At 70.3% G+C, this 17856-nt stretch carries 18 protein-coding genes and 1 pseudogene; 16 read left to right on the forward strand and 3 right to left on the reverse strand.

The features are described 5' to 3' along the window. The first annotated feature begins 25 nt into the window (after positions 1 to 25). The 11 genes from ABD357_RS15005 (at position 26) to ABD357_RS15055 (ending at position 10399) form a co-directional block, all read left to right on the forward strand. Positions 26 to 418 (forward strand): nuclear transport factor 2 family protein, encoded by a 393-nt coding sequence (locus ABD357_RS15005; RefSeq protein ID WP_344390463.1) that lies wholly within the window; start codon positions 26 to 28, stop codon positions 416 to 418. 53 nt (positions 419 to 471) lie between these two features. Beyond that, complete coding sequence (gene crcB, locus ABD357_RS15010; protein ID WP_344390464.1) at positions 472 to 945, forward strand: fluoride efflux transporter CrcB; 474 nt, start codon at positions 472 to 474, stop codon at positions 943 to 945. Further along, positions 942 to 1331: a DUF190 domain-containing protein gene (locus ABD357_RS15015; protein WP_344390465.1), complete on the forward strand. Its 390-nt coding sequence runs from the start codon at positions 942 to 944 to the stop codon at positions 1329 to 1331. The genes crcB (ABD357_RS15010) and ABD357_RS15015 overlap by 4 nt, the downstream gene beginning before the upstream one ends. Further along, on the forward strand, positions 1328 to 1702 hold the full coding sequence (gene crcB, locus ABD357_RS15020) for a fluoride efflux transporter CrcB (RefSeq protein ID WP_344390466.1): 375 nt from the start codon (positions 1328 to 1330) through the stop codon (positions 1700 to 1702). Before ABD357_RS15015 ends, crcB (ABD357_RS15020) begins: the two co-directional genes overlap by 4 nt. Before the next feature lie 70 nt (positions 1703 to 1772). Then, positions 1773 to 2534: a FadR/GntR family transcriptional regulator gene (locus ABD357_RS15025; RefSeq protein ID WP_344390467.1), complete on the forward strand. Its 762-nt coding sequence runs from the start codon at positions 1773 to 1775 to the stop codon at positions 2532 to 2534. Next, a complete protein-coding gene (locus ABD357_RS15030) occupies positions 2531 to 3973 on the forward strand; it encodes an amino acid permease (protein ID WP_344390470.1) in 1443 nt (480 codons plus the stop codon). Before ABD357_RS15025 ends, ABD357_RS15030 begins: the two co-directional genes overlap by 4 nt. After that, entirely contained in the window at positions 3970 to 5001 is a 1032-nt protein-coding gene (locus ABD357_RS15035) for an asparaginase (protein ID WP_344390471.1), read from the forward strand. The genes ABD357_RS15030 and ABD357_RS15035 overlap by 4 nt, the downstream gene beginning before the upstream one ends. A gap of 60 nt (positions 5002 to 5061) precedes the next feature. Beyond that, positions 5062 to 6471 (forward strand): aspartate ammonia-lyase, encoded by a 1410-nt coding sequence (gene aspA, locus ABD357_RS15040; RefSeq protein ID WP_344390473.1) that lies wholly within the window; start codon positions 5062 to 5064, stop codon positions 6469 to 6471. Positions 6472 to 6562: 91 nt separating this feature from the next. After that, positions 6563 to 7504, forward strand: coding sequence for a glutaminase (locus ABD357_RS15045; protein WP_344390475.1), 942 nt, complete (start codon positions 6563 to 6565; stop codon positions 7502 to 7504). 133 nt (positions 7505 to 7637) lie between these two features. Beyond that, entirely contained in the window at positions 7638 to 9035 is a 1398-nt protein-coding gene (mptB, locus tag ABD357_RS15050; protein WP_344390543.1) for a polyprenol phosphomannose-dependent alpha 1,6 mannosyltransferase MptB, read from the forward strand. Then, positions 9032 to 10399, forward strand: coding sequence for a glycosyltransferase 87 family protein (locus tag ABD357_RS15055; RefSeq protein ID WP_344390476.1), 1368 nt, complete (start codon positions 9032 to 9034; stop codon positions 10397 to 10399). Before mptB ends, ABD357_RS15055 begins: the two co-directional genes overlap by 4 nt. Positions 10400 to 10434: 35 nt before the next feature. On the opposite strand, the pseudogene ABD357_RS15060 reads toward ABD357_RS15055, so the two are convergent. The 3 genes and pseudogenes from ABD357_RS15060 to ABD357_RS15070 form a co-directional block, all read right to left on the reverse strand. Then, positions 10435 to 11367: pseudogene (locus ABD357_RS15060) on the reverse strand (D-alanyl-D-alanine carboxypeptidase family protein); the annotation flags it as partial. Between the two features lie 76 nt (positions 11368 to 11443). Beyond that, positions 11444 to 12598 carry a transcription termination factor Rho gene (gene rho / locus ABD357_RS15065; protein WP_344390478.1) on the reverse strand — a complete coding sequence of 385 codons (1155 nt, stop codon included), beginning with the start codon at positions 12596 to 12598 and terminating at the stop codon, positions 11444 to 11446. Between the two features lie 284 nt (positions 12599 to 12882). Beyond that, complete coding sequence (locus ABD357_RS15070) at positions 12883 to 13713, reverse strand: class I SAM-dependent methyltransferase (RefSeq protein WP_344390480.1); 831 nt, start codon at positions 13711 to 13713, stop codon at positions 12883 to 12885. A gap of 156 nt (positions 13714 to 13869) precedes the next feature. On the opposite strand from ABD357_RS15070, the gene ABD357_RS15075 reads away from it, so the two are divergent. The 5 genes from ABD357_RS15075 to ABD357_RS15095 all read left to right on the forward strand — a co-directional run bounded on the left by ABD357_RS15075 (position 13870) and on the right by ABD357_RS15095 (position 17844). Continuing rightward, entirely contained in the window at positions 13870 to 14607 is a 738-nt protein-coding gene (locus tag ABD357_RS15075) for an SgcJ/EcaC family oxidoreductase (protein ID WP_344390481.1), read from the forward strand. Next, positions 14604 to 14945 carry a YciI family protein gene (locus ABD357_RS15080; RefSeq protein WP_344390483.1) on the forward strand — a complete coding sequence of 114 codons (342 nt, stop codon included), beginning with the start codon at positions 14604 to 14606 and terminating at the stop codon, positions 14943 to 14945. The genes ABD357_RS15075 and ABD357_RS15080 overlap by 4 nt, the downstream gene beginning before the upstream one ends. A 4-nt stretch (positions 14946 to 14949) precedes the next feature. Then, positions 14950 to 16203 carry an RNA polymerase sigma factor gene (locus ABD357_RS15085; protein ID WP_344390484.1) on the forward strand — a complete coding sequence of 418 codons (1254 nt, stop codon included), beginning with the start codon at positions 14950 to 14952 and terminating at the stop codon, positions 16201 to 16203. 163 nt (positions 16204 to 16366) lie between these two features. After that, a complete protein-coding gene (locus ABD357_RS15090; protein WP_344390487.1) occupies positions 16367 to 17092 on the forward strand; it encodes a class I SAM-dependent methyltransferase in 726 nt (241 codons plus the stop codon). Between the two features lie 23 nt (positions 17093 to 17115). Continuing rightward, positions 17116 to 17844, forward strand: coding sequence for a CPBP family intramembrane glutamic endopeptidase (locus ABD357_RS15095; protein ID WP_344390488.1), 729 nt, complete (start codon positions 17116 to 17118; stop codon positions 17842 to 17844). Positions 17845 to 17856: the final 12 nt, after the last annotated feature.

The raw sequence follows: 17856 nt of genomic DNA on the forward strand, positions 1-17856 counted from the left end.
CAACAAATTGACTATGAGGTCGGCCATGAACCCCTTCCGCAAGGCCGTCGAGGACGGCGACCACGAAGCCGTCGTCGCACTGCTCGCCGAGGACGTCGTGTTCACCAGCCCCGTGGTGTTCAAGCCGTACGCCGGAAAGGCGATCACCGCGGCGATCCTGGGCGCCGTCATGCGGGTCTTCGAGGACCTCCGCTACGTGCGCGAGATCGAGAACCCGGACGGCCGCGACCTCGTCCTCGTCTTCGAGGCGCGCGTGGGCGACCGGCAGATCCAGGGCTGCGACCTGCTGCACTTCGACGAGGACGGCCGGATCGACGACCTCACGGTCATGGTCCGCCCGCTGTCCGGCGCCCAGGCACTCCAGCAGGCGATGGCGGCCCGGTTCGAGCGCATCGAACGGGAGGCGGCGGGCGCGTGAGAACCCCGGAGCGTTAGCCTGATCTCCTGCCACGACCAGGAGATCTTACGTTCATGACAGCGCCCCGATCCGAAAAGGTGGACGGACCCGGGGAGTTCCGCCTGCCCGCCGGGCGGCCGTCGTCGTGGCACGGACAGGGGCCGATCGTGGCGGTGGTCGCGGCCGGTGGCGCACTGGGTGCGAGTGCCCGCTACGGGGCCTCACTGATCTGGCCCACGCCGACCGCCGCCTTCCCCTGGACCACGTTCTGGGTCAACGTCATCGGGTGTGCCGTGATCGGCGTCTTCATGGTCGTGATCAGCGACGTGTGGGCGGCGCACCGGCTGGTCCGTCCCTTCTTCGGCACCGGCGTCCTCGGCGGCTTCACCACCTTCTCGACGTACGCCGTCGACATCCAGAAACTGGTCGACGAGGGCCGCCCCCGAACCGGCTTCGCCTACCTCGCCGCCACCCTGGTCGCGGCGCTCATGGCGGTGTGGCTCGCGGTGACGGCGGCCCGCCGGGTACTGGCATGGAGGCGGCGATGACAAGGCTGACCGGCAACGCCCTACGGCTGACGATCTTCATCGGCGAGAACGACACCTGGCACCACAAACCGCTGTACTCGCAGATCGTGCACCGGGCGCGCGCGGCGGGACTCGCGGGCGCGAGCGTCTTCCGGGGCATCGAGGGATTCGGCGCGTCCTCGCTGATCCACACCTCGCGGCTGCTGTCGCTGAGCGAGGACCTGCCGGTGGCCATCGTCATCGTGGACACCGAGGAGCGCGTACGCGGCTTTCTGCCGGAGCTCGACGAGCTGGTGGGGGAGGGGCTCGTCATCCTCGACGACTGCCAGGTCATCAGGTACGTAGGCCGCGAAGGTCGCGAGGAGAACTCCGCTGCCGCGGGCCGGAAAGGCAAGAAGCCGTCGTGAACTGGCTGTTGGTGATCGCCGGCGGCATGGTCGGCGCACCCCTGCGCTACCTCACCGACCGCGCGGTGCAGTCCCGTCACGACACGGTCTTCCCCTGGGGCACCTTCACCGTGAACGTCGTCGGCTGCCTGATCCTGGGCACACTCACAGGCGCGGCTGCGGCCGGCGCGGCCTCCTCGCACCTCCAACTGCTGCTCGGCACCGGCCTGTGCGGGGCGCTCACCACGTACTCGACGTTCTCGTACGAGACCCTGCGGCTGGCCGAGGACGGGGCCCGCTTCTACGCCGCGGTCAATGTGATCGCGAGCGTGGTCGCGGGGCTCGGTGCGGCCTTTGTCGGGGTTTCGGTCGCTGAGGCTCTGTGGGCGTAGTCGACCGGGTCGACCGGGAGCCGGTCCCGAACGCTTGACAGTCACCTCCCGTTCCCCGCAGGATCACCCCGTGAACCTGTCAGACAGCCAGACAGGTGGCTCGGTCCCGCGGCGCGTCAGCGCGATGGAAGCGGTGCTCAGTCATCTGCGGAGTGCGATCGAGCACGGCGAGTACGCCGTGGGGGACAAGCTGCCGTCCGAGGCGGAGCTGTGCCGGAGCCTCGAGGTCAGCCGGCCGGTGCTGCGGGAGGCGCTGCGGGCCCTGCAGACGATGGGCCTGACCGTGTCCCGTACCGGCAAGGGCACGTTCGTCGTCTCGAACGGTCCGGTCGTCGACCCCACCTTCGGCGACTACGCGGCCAGCGACCTGATAGAGGTCCGGCGCCATGTCGAGATCCCCGTCGCGGGCTACGCCGCCGCCCGCCGCACACCCGAGGACCTCGACCATCTCGCCCACCTGCTCGACCGGATGGAGAGCGAGACCGACACCACCGCCTGGGTGGCCATGGACACGCTCTTCCATCTCGCCGTCGCGCAGGCCGCGCAGAACCCGGTCTTCCGCCGTGTGATCGAGGAGATCCGCGACGCACTGGCCCGCCAGTCCGCGTTCCTCAACGAACTCGGCGGCCGTCGCGAGCAGTCCAACCGCGAACACAGGGCGATCGTCGAGGCGTTGATCGACGGCAGCGAGCACGACGCCACCGAAGCCATGGCCCATCACCTCGACCGCGTCGAGACGACCCTCACCGCGATCGTGCGACCCGAGGGCACCGAAAGCCCCGACGGCCCCGAGAGCGCCGACACCCCCACAGAAGGCGAGACTCCGGAGTGAGCGAGCAGTCCCTCGAAAAGGACATACGGAAACCGGCGAGTCACGTCGACGCCGGCGACGCGGGGTACAGCAAGTCCCTGAAGTCCCGGCACGTCAACATGATCGCCATCGGCGGCGCCATCGGCACCGGCCTCTTCCTCGGCGCCGGCGGACGGCTCGCCGACGCCGGGCCCTCGCTCTTCATCGCGTACGCCGTCTGCGGCATCTTCGCCTTCCTGGTCGTGCGGGCGCTCGGCGAACTCGTTCTGTACCGGCCCTCCTCCGGCGCCTTCGTGTCGTACGCCCGGGAGTTCATGGGCGAGAAGGGCGCGTACACCGCGGGCTGGATGTACTTCCTGAACTGGGCGACCACCGGCATCGCCGACATCACCGCGGTCGCCACCTACACCCACTACTGGGGCATGTTCTCCGACATCCCGCAGTGGGTGATCGCGCTCATCGCGCTCGCCGTCGTCCTCACCGTGAACCTCATCTCGGTGAAGTATTTCGGTGAGCTGGAGTTCTGGTTCGCGATCATCAAGGTCGGCGCCCTGGTCGCCTTCATGTTCATCGGCATCTTCCTGCTGGCCACCCAGCAGCCCGTGGACGGCAACACCCCCGGCCCGTCCCTGATCACCGACAACGGCGGCCTCTTCCCCAACGGCCTGCTGCCGATGCTGCTGATCGTCCAGGGCGTCGTCTTCGCCTACGCCTCCGTCGAACTGGTCGGTGTCGCGGCGGGCGAGACGGAGAACCCGGAGAAGGTCATGCCGAAGGCGATCAACTCCATCATGTGGCGCGTCGGTCTCTTCTACGTCGGCTCCGTGGTGCTCCTTTCGATGCTGCTGCCGTGGTCGTCGTACAGCGCCGGTGAGAGTCCCTTCGTCACCGTGCTGTCCAACATCGGTATCCCGGCCGCGGGCGGCGTGATGAACCTGGTCGTGATGACCGCCGCCATGTCGTCGCTGAACTCCGGCCTGTACTCCACCGGCCGCATCCTGCGCTCCATGGCGATGTCCGGCTCGGCCCCGAAGTTCACCTCGGTGATGAGCCGCAGCCAGGTCCCGTACGGCGGAATCCTGCTCACCAGCGGTATCTGTGTCCTCGGCGTCGGCCTCAACTTCGTCGTCCCCGCCGACGCGTTCGAGATCGTGCTGAACTTCGCGGCCATCGGCATCCTCGCCACCTGGGGCATGATCATGATCTGTCATCTGATGTTCTGGCGGAAGACCCAGGACGGCGAGCTGGAGCGCCCCAGCTACCGCCTGCCGGGCTCGCCCTGGACCGAGCTCGTCACGCTGTTCTTCCTCGCCTCCGTGCTGGTGCTCATGTACGCCGACGGGGGAGCGGGACGTACGACCGTGCTGTGTCTGCCGCTGATCGTGGCGGCCCTGGTGGCGGGATGGTACGCCGTACGGGGCCGGGTGGCGGACGTACGGAAGTCCGGAGCCGACGCGTGAGCCGCCTCCACATTCTTGCCGAACAGGGCAGTTCGCTCGCCGTGGCGCCCGCGATCCGGGAGCCGCTGCACGCGCCCGTCGCCCATCTTGTACGCGGCGGTGTCATCGAGGGCATCCACTACGGCTCGGTCGTCGTGCTCGGCGCCGACGGCACGGTGGAACTGCAGATCGGCGACATCGAGGCGGCCTTCTACCCGCGCTCGGCGCTCAAGCCCGTACAGGCGGTGGCGCTGCTGCGGGCCGGTCTGCCGCTCGACGGGGAACTGCTCGCGCTGACCGCGGCCAGCCACTCCGGTGAGGAGCGGCATCTCGACGGAACCCGGCGGATCCTGGAACAGGCCGGGCTCCCCGAGGACGCTCTGCGCAATGTGCCGGACCTGCCGTACGACCCGGTCGTACGAGAGGCCTGGGTGCGTGAGGGGCGGCTGCCGTCGCGGCTCGCGCAGAACTGCTCGGGCAAGCACGCGGCGATGCTCTACACGGCACATCTGAACGGCTGGTCGCTCGAGGACTACCTCGACCCCGCGCATCCGCTCCAGCAGGCGATCGCGGAGATCGTCGAGGATCTCACCGGGCAGGCCATCGCGGCGGTGACGGTGGACGGTTGCGGTGCGCCCCTGTTCTCCGTCTCGCTGCACGGGCTCGCGCGTGCCGCCGCCCGGATCACCACCGCGCCGCCCGGTACCCCCGAGGCGCGGGTCGCCGACGCGATGCGCGAGCACGCCGAGATGGCGTCCGGTTCCGGCCGCGATGTCGCCTCGCTGATGCGGGCCGTGCCGGGGCTGCTCACCAAGGACGGCTTCGAGGGCGTACATGTCGCGGCGCTGCCCGACGGGCGGGCGGTCGCCGTGAAGATCGCGGACGGCGCGGACCGGGCCCGGCTGCCCGTGGTCGCCGCCGCGCTCGCGCGCTGTGGCGTCGACCCGGCCGTGCTCGCCGAGTTCGCGTCGGCGCCTCTGTTCGGGGGAGGGGAGGTGGTCGGGAGCATCCGGCCGGCCCGCGCACTGGAACCGCTCACGCAGGACTGATCCATCCCTTCTCCGGCAGGCCTGATCCACCCCTTCTCCTGAAAGTAGAGCCGCACCGACATGACCGCCGCCGCAGCCCATCGCAGCGAGCACGACCTGCTCGGCGACCGTGACGTCCCCGCCGAGGCGTACTGGGGCATCCACTCCCTGCGCGCCAAGGAGAACTTCCCCATCACGGGCACCCCGATCTCCGCCTACCCGCACCTGATCGACGCACTGGCCGCCGTCAAGGAGGCCGCCGCCCGCGCCAACGAGGAACTCAGTCTTCTGGAGCCCGCCAAGGCGGCGGCCATCGTGGAGGCCTGCCAGGAGATCCGCGACGGGAAGCTGCACGACCAGTTCGTCGTCGACGTCATCCAGGGCGGTGCCGGGACCTCGACGAACATGAACGCCAACGAGGTGGTCGCCAACCGGGCGTTGGAGCTGCTCGGGCACCCGAAGGGCGCGTACGAGTTCCTGCACCCGAACGAGGACGTCAACCTCGGCCAGTCGACCAACGACGTCTATCCCACCGCCGTCAACATCGCCACCATCTTCGCGGTGCGCGGGCTGCTCCAGGCGATGTCAGTCCTGCAGGACGCCTTCGCCGCCAAGGCCGTCGAGTTCCGTGATGTGCTGAAGATGGGGCGTACGCAGCTCCAGGACGCGGTGCCGATGACGCTCGGTCAGGAGTTCTCGGCGTACGCGGTGATGCTGGACGAGGACCGCAGCCGGCTCGCCGAGGCGGTCGAGCTGATCCACGAGATCAACCTGGGCGCGACAGCCATCGGCACCGGGCTCAACGCGCCCGCCGGATACGCCGAGGCCTCGCGCCGGCATCTCGCGGAGATCACCGGGTTGCCGCTGGTCACCGCCGCCAACCTCGTCGAGGCCACGCAGGACTGCGGGGCGTTCGTCCAGATGTCCGGGATGCTGAAGCGGATCGCGGTGAAGCTCTCGAAGAGCTGCAACGATCTGCGGCTGCTGTCGTCCGGGCCGCGCGCGGGCCTGAACGAGATCAATCTGCCGCCGGTGCAGGCCGGTTCGAGCATCATGCCCGGCAAGGTGAACCCGGTGATTCCCGAGGTCGTCAACCAGGTCGCCTTCGAGGTGATCGGCAACGACGTCACGATCACCATGGCGGCGGAGGCCGGTCAGCTCCAGCTGAACGCGTTCGAGCCGGTCATCCTGCACTCGCTGTCCGAGAGCATCACGCACCTGCGCGCCGCTTGCCTGACCCTCGCCGAGCGCTGCGTCGCCGGGATCACGGCCAACGAGGACGTGCTGCGCAAGGCCGTCGAGAACTCCATCGGCCTGGTCACCGCGCTCAACCCGTACATCGGCTACGAGGCGGCCACCGGCATCGCGAAGGAGGCCCTCGCCACGGGGCGCGGAGTTGCCGAACTCGTCCTGGAGAAAGGCCTGTTGCCTGCCGACCGGCTGGCGGCGCTGCTGCGGCCGGAGGTACTGGCGGGCTCGCGGGCCAACTGAGACGCGCGGGTGCCCGCGGTGTGCTGGTCGGGCGCACGATGATGGCGCGGGCACCCGTGCCCACCCGCCTCGGCGGGGACCGAACGGCAGAATGGTGATCATGGCAGTGTCTTCGTCGTCCCTCACTTTCCAGCCCGTCCTGGACCGTATCGCCGCAGAGATCGAGAACATGCCCGCACGTGGTCGGCCCGCCGACTACATCCCGGCGCTCGCGGCGTGCGACCCGCGTCGGTTCGGCATGGCCGTCGCGGAACTCGACGGCACGGTGTACGGCGTGGGGGACTGGCGGCAGCCGTTCTCCGCGCAGTCCCTCACCAAGGTCTTCACCCTCGCGCTCGTGCTGGCGGGCGGGGGCGACGTCGTGTGGGAGCACGTCGGACGCGAGCCGTCCGGCAACCCCTTCAACTCGCTGGTGCAGCTGGAGTACGAGAACGGCATCCCGCGCAATCCCTTCATCAACGCGGGCGCCCTCGTCGTCACCGACCGCCTGCACACCCAGACCGGAGACACGGTCGGCACCCTCCTCGATTTCCTGCGCGCGGAAAGCGGCAACGCACAGCTCGCCATCAACAAGGACGTCGCCGCCTCCGAATCCGCCCACGGCGACCGCAACGCCGCGCTCGGCCACTTCATGGCGTCGTACGGGAACATCGGCAATCCGGTTCCCGCGCTCCTGGACCAGTACTTCCGGCAGTGCTCCATCGAGGCGTCCTGCGCCGACCTCGCCGTCGCCACCGGATTCCTCGCCCGCCACGGCATACGGGCCGACGGCACCCGGCTCCTGACCCGCAGCCAGGCCAAGCAGGTCAACGCGGTCATGCTCACCTGCGGCACCTATGACGCCGCGGGCGAGTTCGCCTACCGCGTCGGCCTGCCCGGCAAGAGCGGCGTCGGCGGCGGCATCATCGCCGTCGTTCCCGGCCGCTGCACGCTGTGCGTGTGGAGCCCGGGCCTGGACGAACGGGGAAACTCGGTGGCGGGCGTCGCGGCCCTTGAGCGTTTTACGACTCTGACGGGACTGTCCGTGTTCTGAGGCGGTTGCTTCCAGGTGGATTTGAGGGATGGTCGCCGTTCGGTCAGACGGCGGTCACATCGCGGCTGCCGATCAGAGGGACGGACGTCGCTTTCCGGCTACTCGGCGTTGACACGCTTCCCGAGTGTTGGCCATGGGTTTCTCCGTCGATCTGCGTCGCTGTCAGGTGCTCGGGCTTGTGGGTTCGGGCTTTCTCGCGGCGGGGGGTGAGACGGCCGGAGCCCTGCCGGTGCGGGAGCTGTTGGCCCCGGCCTCGGCGCGGGCGGCGCTCGGCCTGGTCGGTGTGTACTTCGGGGTGGTGCTGCTGATCGCCGCCTGGGCCCTGCTGGGGCGGGTGATCCGAGGGCCCGAACCACCAACTCCGCGCGCTTTGTTGGTAGTTCTCGGCGTGTGGGCCGCGCCGTTGCTGCTCGCACCGCCGCTGTTCAGCCGGGACGTGTACAGCTATCTCGCGCAGGGTGCCATGGTCGACGCGCACATGGACGTCTACACCCACGGCCCCGCACGGCTCGGCGGGCCGCTCGCCGACGAGGTGGCGCCCGTGTGGCAGCACACCGCGACGCCGTATGGTCCCGCCTTTCTCGCCGTCGCATCCGCGCTCTCCGGGCTGACACGGGGCGAAGTACCGGCCGGGCTGTTCGGGATGCGGGTGGTCGCGGTGCTCGGGGTGGCTCTGATGGCCGCCGCCCTGCCGAGGCTCGCCCGGCACAGCGGCGCCGACCCGGCAGCAGCGCTGTGGCTCGGCGCGCTGAACCCGCTCGTGCTGCTGCATCTCGTCGCCGGCGCGCACAACGACGCCATCATGCTCGGGCTCCTCGGCATCGGACTGGTGGCCGCGCTCGGCCGGTGGCCCGTCCTCGGCGCCGTGCTCGTCACGCTCGCCGCCCTGGTCAAGGTCCCCGCCGTACTGGGACTGGCAGCCGTCGTGGTGCTCCAAGTGCGCGCAGGGCGCGGCCTGTTGAAGGCCACCGTGACCACGGCGGCCGCGGCGCTCGCCACCACCGTCGCCGCAACCGCCGTCGCCGGTACGGGATACGGCTGGATCAGCGCCCTCAATACACCCATCTCACCGCACAACTGGTCGCCCACCAGCGTCCTCGGCCGCGCCACCGGCTCCCTGCTGGAGGACCTGGGCAGCGATCTCGCGCCCCTCGCCCTGCCCGCGTGGCACGCCCTCGGGCTCGTGGTCACCGCCGTCGTCATACTCGCCATATGGCTGCGCCGCCCCCGGCTCAGCCCCGTCTACGCACTCGGCCTCAGCCTTGCGACGGTGGCAGTCCTCGGTCCGGCCATCCGGCCCTGGTACGCCCTGTGGGGCCTGTTCTTCATCGCCGCCGCGGCACCCAGCACGTCCGTACGCCACCGGGTCGCCGCCGTGACCGGAGTACTCGCGCTCGGCGTCCTGCCCAGCGGCAGCCCGCCGGACCTCGAGCAGCTGGTCCTGGCCGTGTCGGGCGGCGTGCTCGCGGTGGTCGTGCTCTGGCAGGCCCACCAGACGTCGAACGCGCCGGTCCTGGAGCGGACCGCATGAGGCTTCCGCGTACGGAGCGGGGGCGGCTCGCCTTCGTACTGGTCCTCGTCGCCGCCGTGACGGTCTTCACCGCGACCGTGCCGCTGCTGCGCGGCTGGTTCGACCTGCGGGTGTACCACGGGGCCGTGGACGCCTGGATCCATCACGGCGGCCGTATCTACGACTACCACGTGCCCGGGACGACGTACGGCTTCACCTACCCGCCCTTCGCGGCGGTCAGCATGGTCCCGATGGCGCTCCTCGGACTGCACGCCGCGATCGCCGTCGGCCTGCTCCTCAACCTTGTGGCGACAGCAGTGGTTCTCGGCATTCTGGCCCCGCGCGAGCTGCGTCGGCACGGCTGGTTCGGCTTCGCCCTGGTCGTCTGCATGCTGGCCATGTTCGAGCCCGCCCGTGACACTTTCACCTTCGGCCAGGTCAACCTTCTGCTGCTGGCCCTTGTCCTCGGCGACGCCTGGCTGCTGTCCACGGGGCGGGGCCGCTGGGCGGGCGTGGGCATCGGACTCGCTGCCGCGATCAAGCTCACACCCGCGATCTTCATCGTTCTGCTGCTGCTCGCCCGGCGCCCTCGCGCCGCCTCGGTCGCGGCGGCCGTCGCCGCGAGCGCCACCGCCTTCGCGGCCTGGGCGGCACCGGAGCCCTCCCGCTTCTACTGGACCGAGGCCGTCTGGGACACGACCCGCATCGGCCGCCTCGCCTATGTGTCCAACCAGTCCCTGCAGGGCGTACTGGCCCGGCTCGCCGACCCTGCCGAACCGAGTCGTATCGCCTGGGCCTTGGCCGCTCTCGCCGCCATGGGCGTGTGGGCCTGGCGCGCCCACCGGGCCATCGCCGCCGGCGACCTGATGGGGGCCTTCGCGCTGACCGGGCTCGTCGCCTGCCTGGTCAGCCCGATCACCTGGGTGCACCATCTCGTGTGGCTGCTGCCGTCCTTCGCGATCCTCGTCGAGGAGGGGCTGCGGCGCCGGCGGCTGCTGTGGGCCGCGGGCGTGTCCTATGTGCTGCTGTGCAGCAGCGTGGTGTGGCTGTGGTTCGACGACGCGTCCGGCATCGACGGCTTCCTCGGCAGCAACATCTACGTGTGGATCACCCTCGGCATGCTGCTCGCGCTGCCCGTCGGTCAAACACGCGTGAACCATCTGCCGCGCAGCACCACGGCCACGACACCCGCACCCAGACAGGCCGCCCCCGAGATCGCCCCCGCCGCCGCCCACCGGTCGGAGCCGCTGCCGACCACCATGGCCGCGGGCAACGGGGCCGGGCCCGGCTGCGGCACATCACGCGGGGGCGCCAGCGAGCCCACCGGCTCGACACGCCCGGCGGCCCCGAACCCCCAGTCGAGCAGCGAGCGCGCCTCGTCGTAGACGGCGAAACGGTCGCCCGACCGAGGGTCCATCACCGTGACGACCAGGGTGCGCCCGCCCCGGCGCGCGGCGGCGACGAGTGTGTTGCCCGCTTTGGAGGTGTAACCGTTCTTGACGCCGACCAGCCCACGGTAGGGCTTGACTCCGTCGGCCCCGGTCAGCAGCCGGTTGGTGTTCTGGATGTCGTACGACCTGCCCTTGGCCGGGAATCTGGCCGTCACCGTGGCGCAGTACCGCGCGAAGTCCGCGTTGCGCAGCCCGGCCCGCCCGAAGACCGCCAGGTCGTACGCGGACGACACCTGGCCCGGCGCGTCGTACCCGTCGGGCGAGACGACCCGCGTGTCGCGGGCACCGAGCGCGCGGGCCTTGGCCTGCATCTGGGCGGCCGTGGCACGCCAGCCGCCGTTCATCGCGGCCAGGACGCGCACGGCGTCGTTGCCCGAGTTGAGGAAGACACCCCGCCACAGGTCGGAGGCGCGGTAGGTGCGGCCCGGCTCGACGCCGACCCGGCTGCTGCCGTCCCCGATCCCCTTCAACTCGCGTTTTGTCACGGTGTGTTGGACCGCAGCGGGCAGCACCGGTAGCACGGTCACCGCGAACAGAGCCTTCAAGGTGCTCGCGGGCGGCAGCTTGCGGTGCGCGTTGTGCGCGGCCAGCACTTCACCGGTGCCCGCGTCGGCCACCAGCCACGACCGTGCGGAGAGTTTGCCGGGCACCTTGGGCGCCCCGGACCTGAGCCGTACCTGCGTCCCGGACCTGTACAGCCCCGTCGGCCGCGAAGCCGGCGGGCTCGGCGCGAGCGGCTCGGCTCCCGCGGGCGCAGTGGAGACGCCGGCTCCGGTACCTGCCACGGCAGGGCTCGGCGCGAAGGCCAGCACGCCGGTCACACAGGCGGTGGAACAGCAGACGGCGACGCGGCAAAAGAATCCGATAGTCATACCGCAAACGTAGGAACGCTCCGGTCGCATCCTCGGCTATCAGGGCCGAGCCGCGGCATCGAGCACCCGGATGCCGCAGCGGCCCAAGCCGAGAACCGGGGGAGGCTCACCGACCTCCGGGCACGGTCGGCTGGACCTGACGCAGAAACGTGGCGTTGTCCGGCGTGTCCCGCATCCTCTCCAGCAGGGTTTCGAGCCCCGCCTGCGTGTCGCCGCGGGAGTGCAGGGCGCGCCGAAGCCCTCGTACCGCCGCCAACTCGCTTGCGGGAACCAGGAGTTCCTCGCGGCGAGTGCCGGACGGGGTGATGTCGACGGCCGGATAGATCCGCTTGGACGCCAGCGCGCGGTCCAGGCGCAGCTCCATGTTGCCGGTGCTCTTCAGCTCCTCGAAGTAGAAGTCGTCGGCACGCGAGCCCGTCTCCACCAGCGCTGTGGCGAGGATCGTGAGCGAACCGCCCTCCTCGGCGAGGCGCGCGGCACCGAAGAGCCGCTTGGGCCCGGCGAGTGCGGCGGCGTCGACACCGCCGCTGAGGGTGCGGCCACCGGTGGCGGCAGCGTTGTTGTGCGCCCTGCACAGCCGGGTCAGCGAGTCCAGGAGGATCACGACGTCGCGGCCCGCTTCGACGAGCCGCTTGGCACGCTCCACGGCCAGCTCGGCGAGCGCGATGTGCTGCTTCGGCGCCCGGTCGAAGGTCGAGGCCAGCACGTCACCGCGTACGGAACGCCGCATGTCGGTGACCTCCTCGGGGCGCTCGTCGAGCAGCACCACCATCAGATGGCATTCGGGGTGGTTGCCGGCGACGGCGGCGGCCAGTTGCTGGAGCAGCACCGTCTTGCCGGTCTTCGGCGGGGCGACGATCAGTCCGCGCTGGCCCTTGCCGATCGGCGCGACCAGGTCGATGACCCGGGTCGTCAGGCCGCCCGCCGGGTGCTCGAGCCGCAGCCGCTCACGCGGGTGCAGCGGGGTGAGGTCACGGAAGTGCGGGCGGGAGCGCAGCTCTTCGGGCCTGCGGCCGTTGACGCGCTCGATCCCGGTGAGGGCGCGCGACTTGCCGCCTCCGCCTCCGCCTACGCCTTCGACGAGGTCGCCCTTGCGCAGGCCGTACCGGCGGATCAGCGCGGGGGAGACCTGGAGGTCGGTGGACTCGGGCAGGCAGCCGGTGGCACGCAGGTGGCCCTGCCCGTTGGAGGTGATGTCGAGTACGCCGGTGGCCTGCTCCTGCGTGTGCGAAGTAGGCGGGCGTTCGAGTGTGGTGGTCATGTGAGTGGGTCCTTTCGCGGACGAAACCATGAGGTCATGGGGTCATGAAGGGGGAGAGGCCGAAATGACAGGGCGGCATGGGCACGCCCCGTACGGCGGAGACATCACCTCTCGTGCGGCGGGCGAGAACGCCATGGCCGTACGTGAAGAGAGGTGGTGCGGAGAAGCTGCTTCACCGGTCGGAAAGGGACGGGCGGATCAGCTGACTGAGATGAGATCGGCACCGGCGCCCGAGAAAGGGCGTACACAAGTGCTAGAACAACCGTAGCACAGAGGGATTCTGTTCAGCGGCGGGACAGGAGCCCGTACAGGAGCGGGATGCGCGGGGAGCTGTCCGGCAGGCGCCACCAGCCGGAGGGGGTGCGGTCCATCTCGGGCCAGCGGGGCCACGGCAGTTCGTCGCTCTCCCGCAGCCGCTCGATCCGCAGGCCCGCACCGACAAGGGCGCCCACGACCTCGCCGAGACCGTGCATCCACTCATAGCTGTCGGTCGCGCCCTGAACCGGCGGGCCGTCCGTGTACGTGTACCTGCCGCTGCGGTGCACGGCGGTCCCTCGTCCCAAGTAGTCGTGACGCAGCAGGAGTTCGGAACCCTCGCCCTCGGCGGGTTTCGGGCCGAGGGAGTTGAGGAGGGGATGGAACTCAGCAATGTACAACCGGCCCTCCGGACGCAGGAGTTGAGCGACCGTGGCCGCCCAGCGGTCCAGGTCGGGCAGGTAGCACAGGGCGCCCTTGCCGGTGTAGACGACGTCGAACCGCCGCCCGCCGAGGGCTTCGACGGCGTCGTACACATTGGCCCGTACGTACGCCACGTCGGCGCTCGCACGCCCGGCGATACCGGCCGCGGCCTTCACCGACGCCTCGGAGATGTCCAGGCCCACCGCCCAGGCGCCCCGATGGGCGAAGGCGATCGTCTCCGTGCCGAGGTGACACTGAAGGTGGAGCACGTCACGGCCGGCCAGTTCGCCGAGGTCCTCCCACTCCCAGTCGGCGAACCAGCGCTCCGGGTCGAGGGAGGTGTCAAGGCCGTAGAACCGGCTGGCGAGGTGGACGGGGGTACGGGCGTCCCAGTTGGCCTGGTTGGCCCTCATCATCCGCTCGTGCTCGTCGGTCATCGTCGTATCCAACCGTGGACGAGCGCCGCGTGGGAAGGACTCCTGGATGCTCCGGATGTGGCTGCCATCCGGCAGGACAATCATGGGAGGTGTCGATTCGGCGCCGGCCCGTTCGTCGGTGGGGTGTCAAGAACCTCATGAGCACCAGGAGGGATCATGAAGTACATGCTGCTGGTCTGCGGAGACGACACCGCCGACGCCTCCGGCATGGCCCCCGTCGAACCATGGGTCGAGGAACTGAGCGTCCAGAAGGGCGTACGGTTGCACGGCCACCGGCTGCGGCTCCCCGCCGAGGCGGTCACCGTACGGGTGCGTGGTGGTGAAGTGCTGCGTACAGACGGGCCGTTCGCGGAGACGAAGGAGTACGTCGCCGGGTACGACATCCTCGAGTGCGACAGCTTGGAGGAGGCCATCGAGGCGGCCTCGAAGCATCCCGTGGCGACGATCGGGGCCATGGAGGTGCGCCCGTTCTGGGAGGACGAGGACGCCGAAGGAGAGATCCGCCGCCTGGACGACGAACTCACCCGGGCCACGCGAGAGCGGGACATCGACCGGATGGCGGCCTGTTACGCGTCCGATGTCGAGGTCTTCCACCCCATGAGCGGTCTCGAGCAGCGCGGCGTCGACGCCTTCCGCAAGGCCCAGGAGTGGTGGTTCTCCACCGTCACCGGACCCGTGAGCCGTGATGTGCTCGACTTCCGCGTCCGGGTGGACGAGAGCGTCGCCTTCAGCCACGCTCTCGTCCGGATGCGCGCCACGCTCACCACCGGCGAACCGCTGGACAGCACGGTGCGCGTGACCACCGGCTACCGTGCCGCCGGCGACCGCTGGCAGATCGTCCACCAGCACCTCTCGGTCCCGTTCGACGCAGGCGTGGAGGAGACCCGGTCATGAAGTACGCACTGTTCATCTGCACCCCCGTCGGCGGCGAGGAACTCAGCCCCGAGGAGATCGCCGACGACCCCCGCTTCACCTCGTACATCGAGGAGGTGCGCAGCCGCGACATCGTCAAGGGCGGGGCACGGCTGAGGCCGGCCACCGACGCCACCACGGTGCGCGTCCAGGGCGACGAAGTCCTGCTCAGCGACGGGCCGTTCGTGGAGTCCAAGGAGTACGTCGCCGGCATCGACATCATCGAGGTCGCCGACCTTGATGAGGCCATCTCGCTCGCCTCGAGGCATCCCGCCGCGCTGGGCGGTGGCTCCGTCGAGGTGCGGCCGGTCTGGGAGTGAACGGTTGGGAGTGAACGACGTCAAGGAGGCGGTGGCTGCCGCCTTCCGCGAGGAATGGGGCCAGGTCGTCGCCACCCTGATCCGGGTGACCGGCGACTGGGACCTCGCTGAAGAGTGCGCGCAGGACGCCTTCGCGCAGGCTCTGGACCGGTGGCGGCGCGAAGGAGTCCCGCGCCGCCCCGGCGCCTGGCTGACCACGACCGCGCGGAACCGCGCCCTGGACGTACTGCGCCGGGAGGCGGTGGGCGCGGCGAAACTGCGGGAGGTGGCGGTGCTGGCGCGGGACGACGGGCCGTACGACCCGGACGACGAGGACGACAGCGGAGTGACGGACGACCGGCTGCGGCTGATCTTCACCTGCTGCCATCCGGCGCTGCCCATGGAGGCGCGGGTCGCCCTGACCCTGCGTACGCTCGCGGGGCTGACCACGCCCGAGATAGCCCGGGCCTTCCTCGTACCCGAGGCGACGATGGCGCAACGCCTGGTGCGGGCCAAGCGGAAGATCCGCAACGCCGGAATCCCGTACCGAGTACCGCCCGCCCATCTGCTGCCCGAGCGCACGACGGGTGTGCTGGGCGTCGTGTACCTGCTGTTCAACGAGGGGTACGCCGCCACGTCCGGCGCCGATCTGGTGCGTACGAACCTGTGCACGGAGGCCATCCGACTCGCCCGCGTGCTGGCCCGGCTCATGCCCGACGAGCCCGAGACGCTCGGCCTGCTCGCGCTGCTGCTCCTGCACGACGCCCGGCGGGGCACGCGGGTGGACGCGGCGGGCGAACTGGTGACACTGGAGGACCAGGACCGCACGGCATGGGACCGCGCCGCGATCGACGAGGGTGCCGCCCTGCTGGAGACCGCCCTGCGGCGCGGCCGGCCAGGGCCGTACCAGATCCAGGCGGCCATCTCCGCCTGCCACACCACCGCGGCCACGGCCGAGGACACCGACTGGGCCGATATCGCCGCGCTGTACGGGGAGTTGAGGCGTTTCGTGCCCTCCGCGGTGGTGGAACTGAACCGTGCGGTGGCGGTCGGCAAGGCCGAGGGGCCGGAGGCCGGCCTGGCCCTGCTGGCCGAACTGGAGAAGGCCGGCGACCTGGCCGGTTATCACCTGCTGCCGGCCACCCGCGCGGATCTCCTGCGGCGCATGGGGCGGACGGGGGAGGCGGCCGAGGCGTACGCGCAGGCGCTGGAACTGGTGGAGAACGATGCCGAGCGGCGCTTTCTGGAGAAGCGGCTCACGGAGTGTCGATCGGCGTAGGGGGCGTTCGTCGTGGGGTGAAAGCACCCACACGACACTGGAGGAAACCATGACCGCCACGGTTCCCACCCGCCGTAACAAGAAGACAGCGCGCTGTGGTTCACGAGGTGACCTTCGCTCTTTGTGAACCACAGCGCGCTTGTGCCTGGCTAAGCTGACCTCGATGTTCACCCCTGAGGGCCCCACGTTCCGCGAGCTCGCCGTTCAGGCGCTGTCGTCCGTCGAGCACGGATACGACCTGCTCGCGCCGAAGTTCGACCACACACCGTTCCGTACGCCGGACCCCGTACTGCGCTCCGTCGCACGAGAGCTGGAGCGGATCGGACCGTTCGACAGCGGGCTCGATCTGTGCTGCGGCACCGGCGCGGGCATCGACGTGCTGCGCACCGTGTGCCGGGAGCGGATCACCGGCGTCGACATCAGCGCGGGCATGCTCGCCGTGGCCCGCGAACGGACGCGTGCCGCCGGGCCGCCGGTGGCGTGGGTACGCGGCGACGCCCGGGCCCTGCCGTTCGGTCCGGCCTTCGACCTGGTGGTGAGCTTCGGGGCGTTCGGCCACTTTCTGCCGCGCGAACTGCCGGGGCTGTTCGCCCAGGTGCACTCGGTGGTGCGGCCCGGCGGACGGTTCGCCTTCCCCGTCGTGGCCCCGGCCCGCCCCAGCTCACCCGGCTACTGGGCGCTCCTCGCCTTCGACACGGCGATGCGGGTACGCAACGCCGTGTGGCGCCCTCCGTTCGTCATGTACTACCGCGCTTTCCGCCTCAGCGACGTACGCCGCGAACTGATCCGCGCCGGCTTCGTCGTGGACCTGCACACACTTCCCGAGTTCGGCCGCAGGGACGACGGCAGCCCACGCTGCCGGATGGTGGTGGCGACGCGCCGGGGGTAGCCGAGGCCTGGAGGACGACTGAGGTGACAGAGCAGCTTTCGCAGCGCAGGCACAGCCACCGGATGTCCACCGCGACAGCGATCGTGGCCGCCGTCACGCTGCTGGTGCTCACGAACCTCCTCAACAACCGATGGGCGCCGTCCTGGATCGTGCTCACCTCCGCGATCGCCTCTGCCGCGCTGATCGCGATCATGTTCCGTGCCGGTGGCGGCTGGGCCGACCTCGGACTGTCCCGGGACACGCTGCGCCGTGGCCTCGGCTGGGCGCTCGCCCTGGTCGGGATCGTCGCGGCGGTGTACCTGTGTGCGGCGACGCTGCCCGTCACACGCGGGCTGTTCGAGGACGAGAGGGCGAGCGGACTGAGCGGCGCGGAGGTCGTCGGCCGGGTGCTGATCAAAGTGCCGATCGGCACGGTGCTGCTGGAAGAGGTCGCCTTCCGCGGAGCCCTCTACGGACTCGTGCTGCGCGCCCGCGGCGCGGTCGCGGCCACCGTGTTCTCCTCCGTGCTGTTCGGCCTTTGGCACATCCTGCCGTCGCTCCATCTCACCGACTCCAACCAGGCCGTGGGCTCGCTCTTCGGGGATTCGGCCCTCGGCACCGTCCTGGCCACCCTCGGCGCCGTGCTCCTCACCACCGCGGCAGGCTGCCTGTTCTGCTACCTGCGACACCGCACCGGCAGCCTGCTCGCCCCCATGGGACTCCACTGGGCGACCAACGCACTCGGCTACGTGTTCAGCTCCGTGCTGGCCTGAACACAGAACCGG

This window comes from Streptomyces vastus, assembly GCF_039532825.1.
GTDB lineage: Bacteria > Actinomycetota > Actinomycetes > Streptomycetales > Streptomycetaceae > Streptomyces > Streptomyces vastus.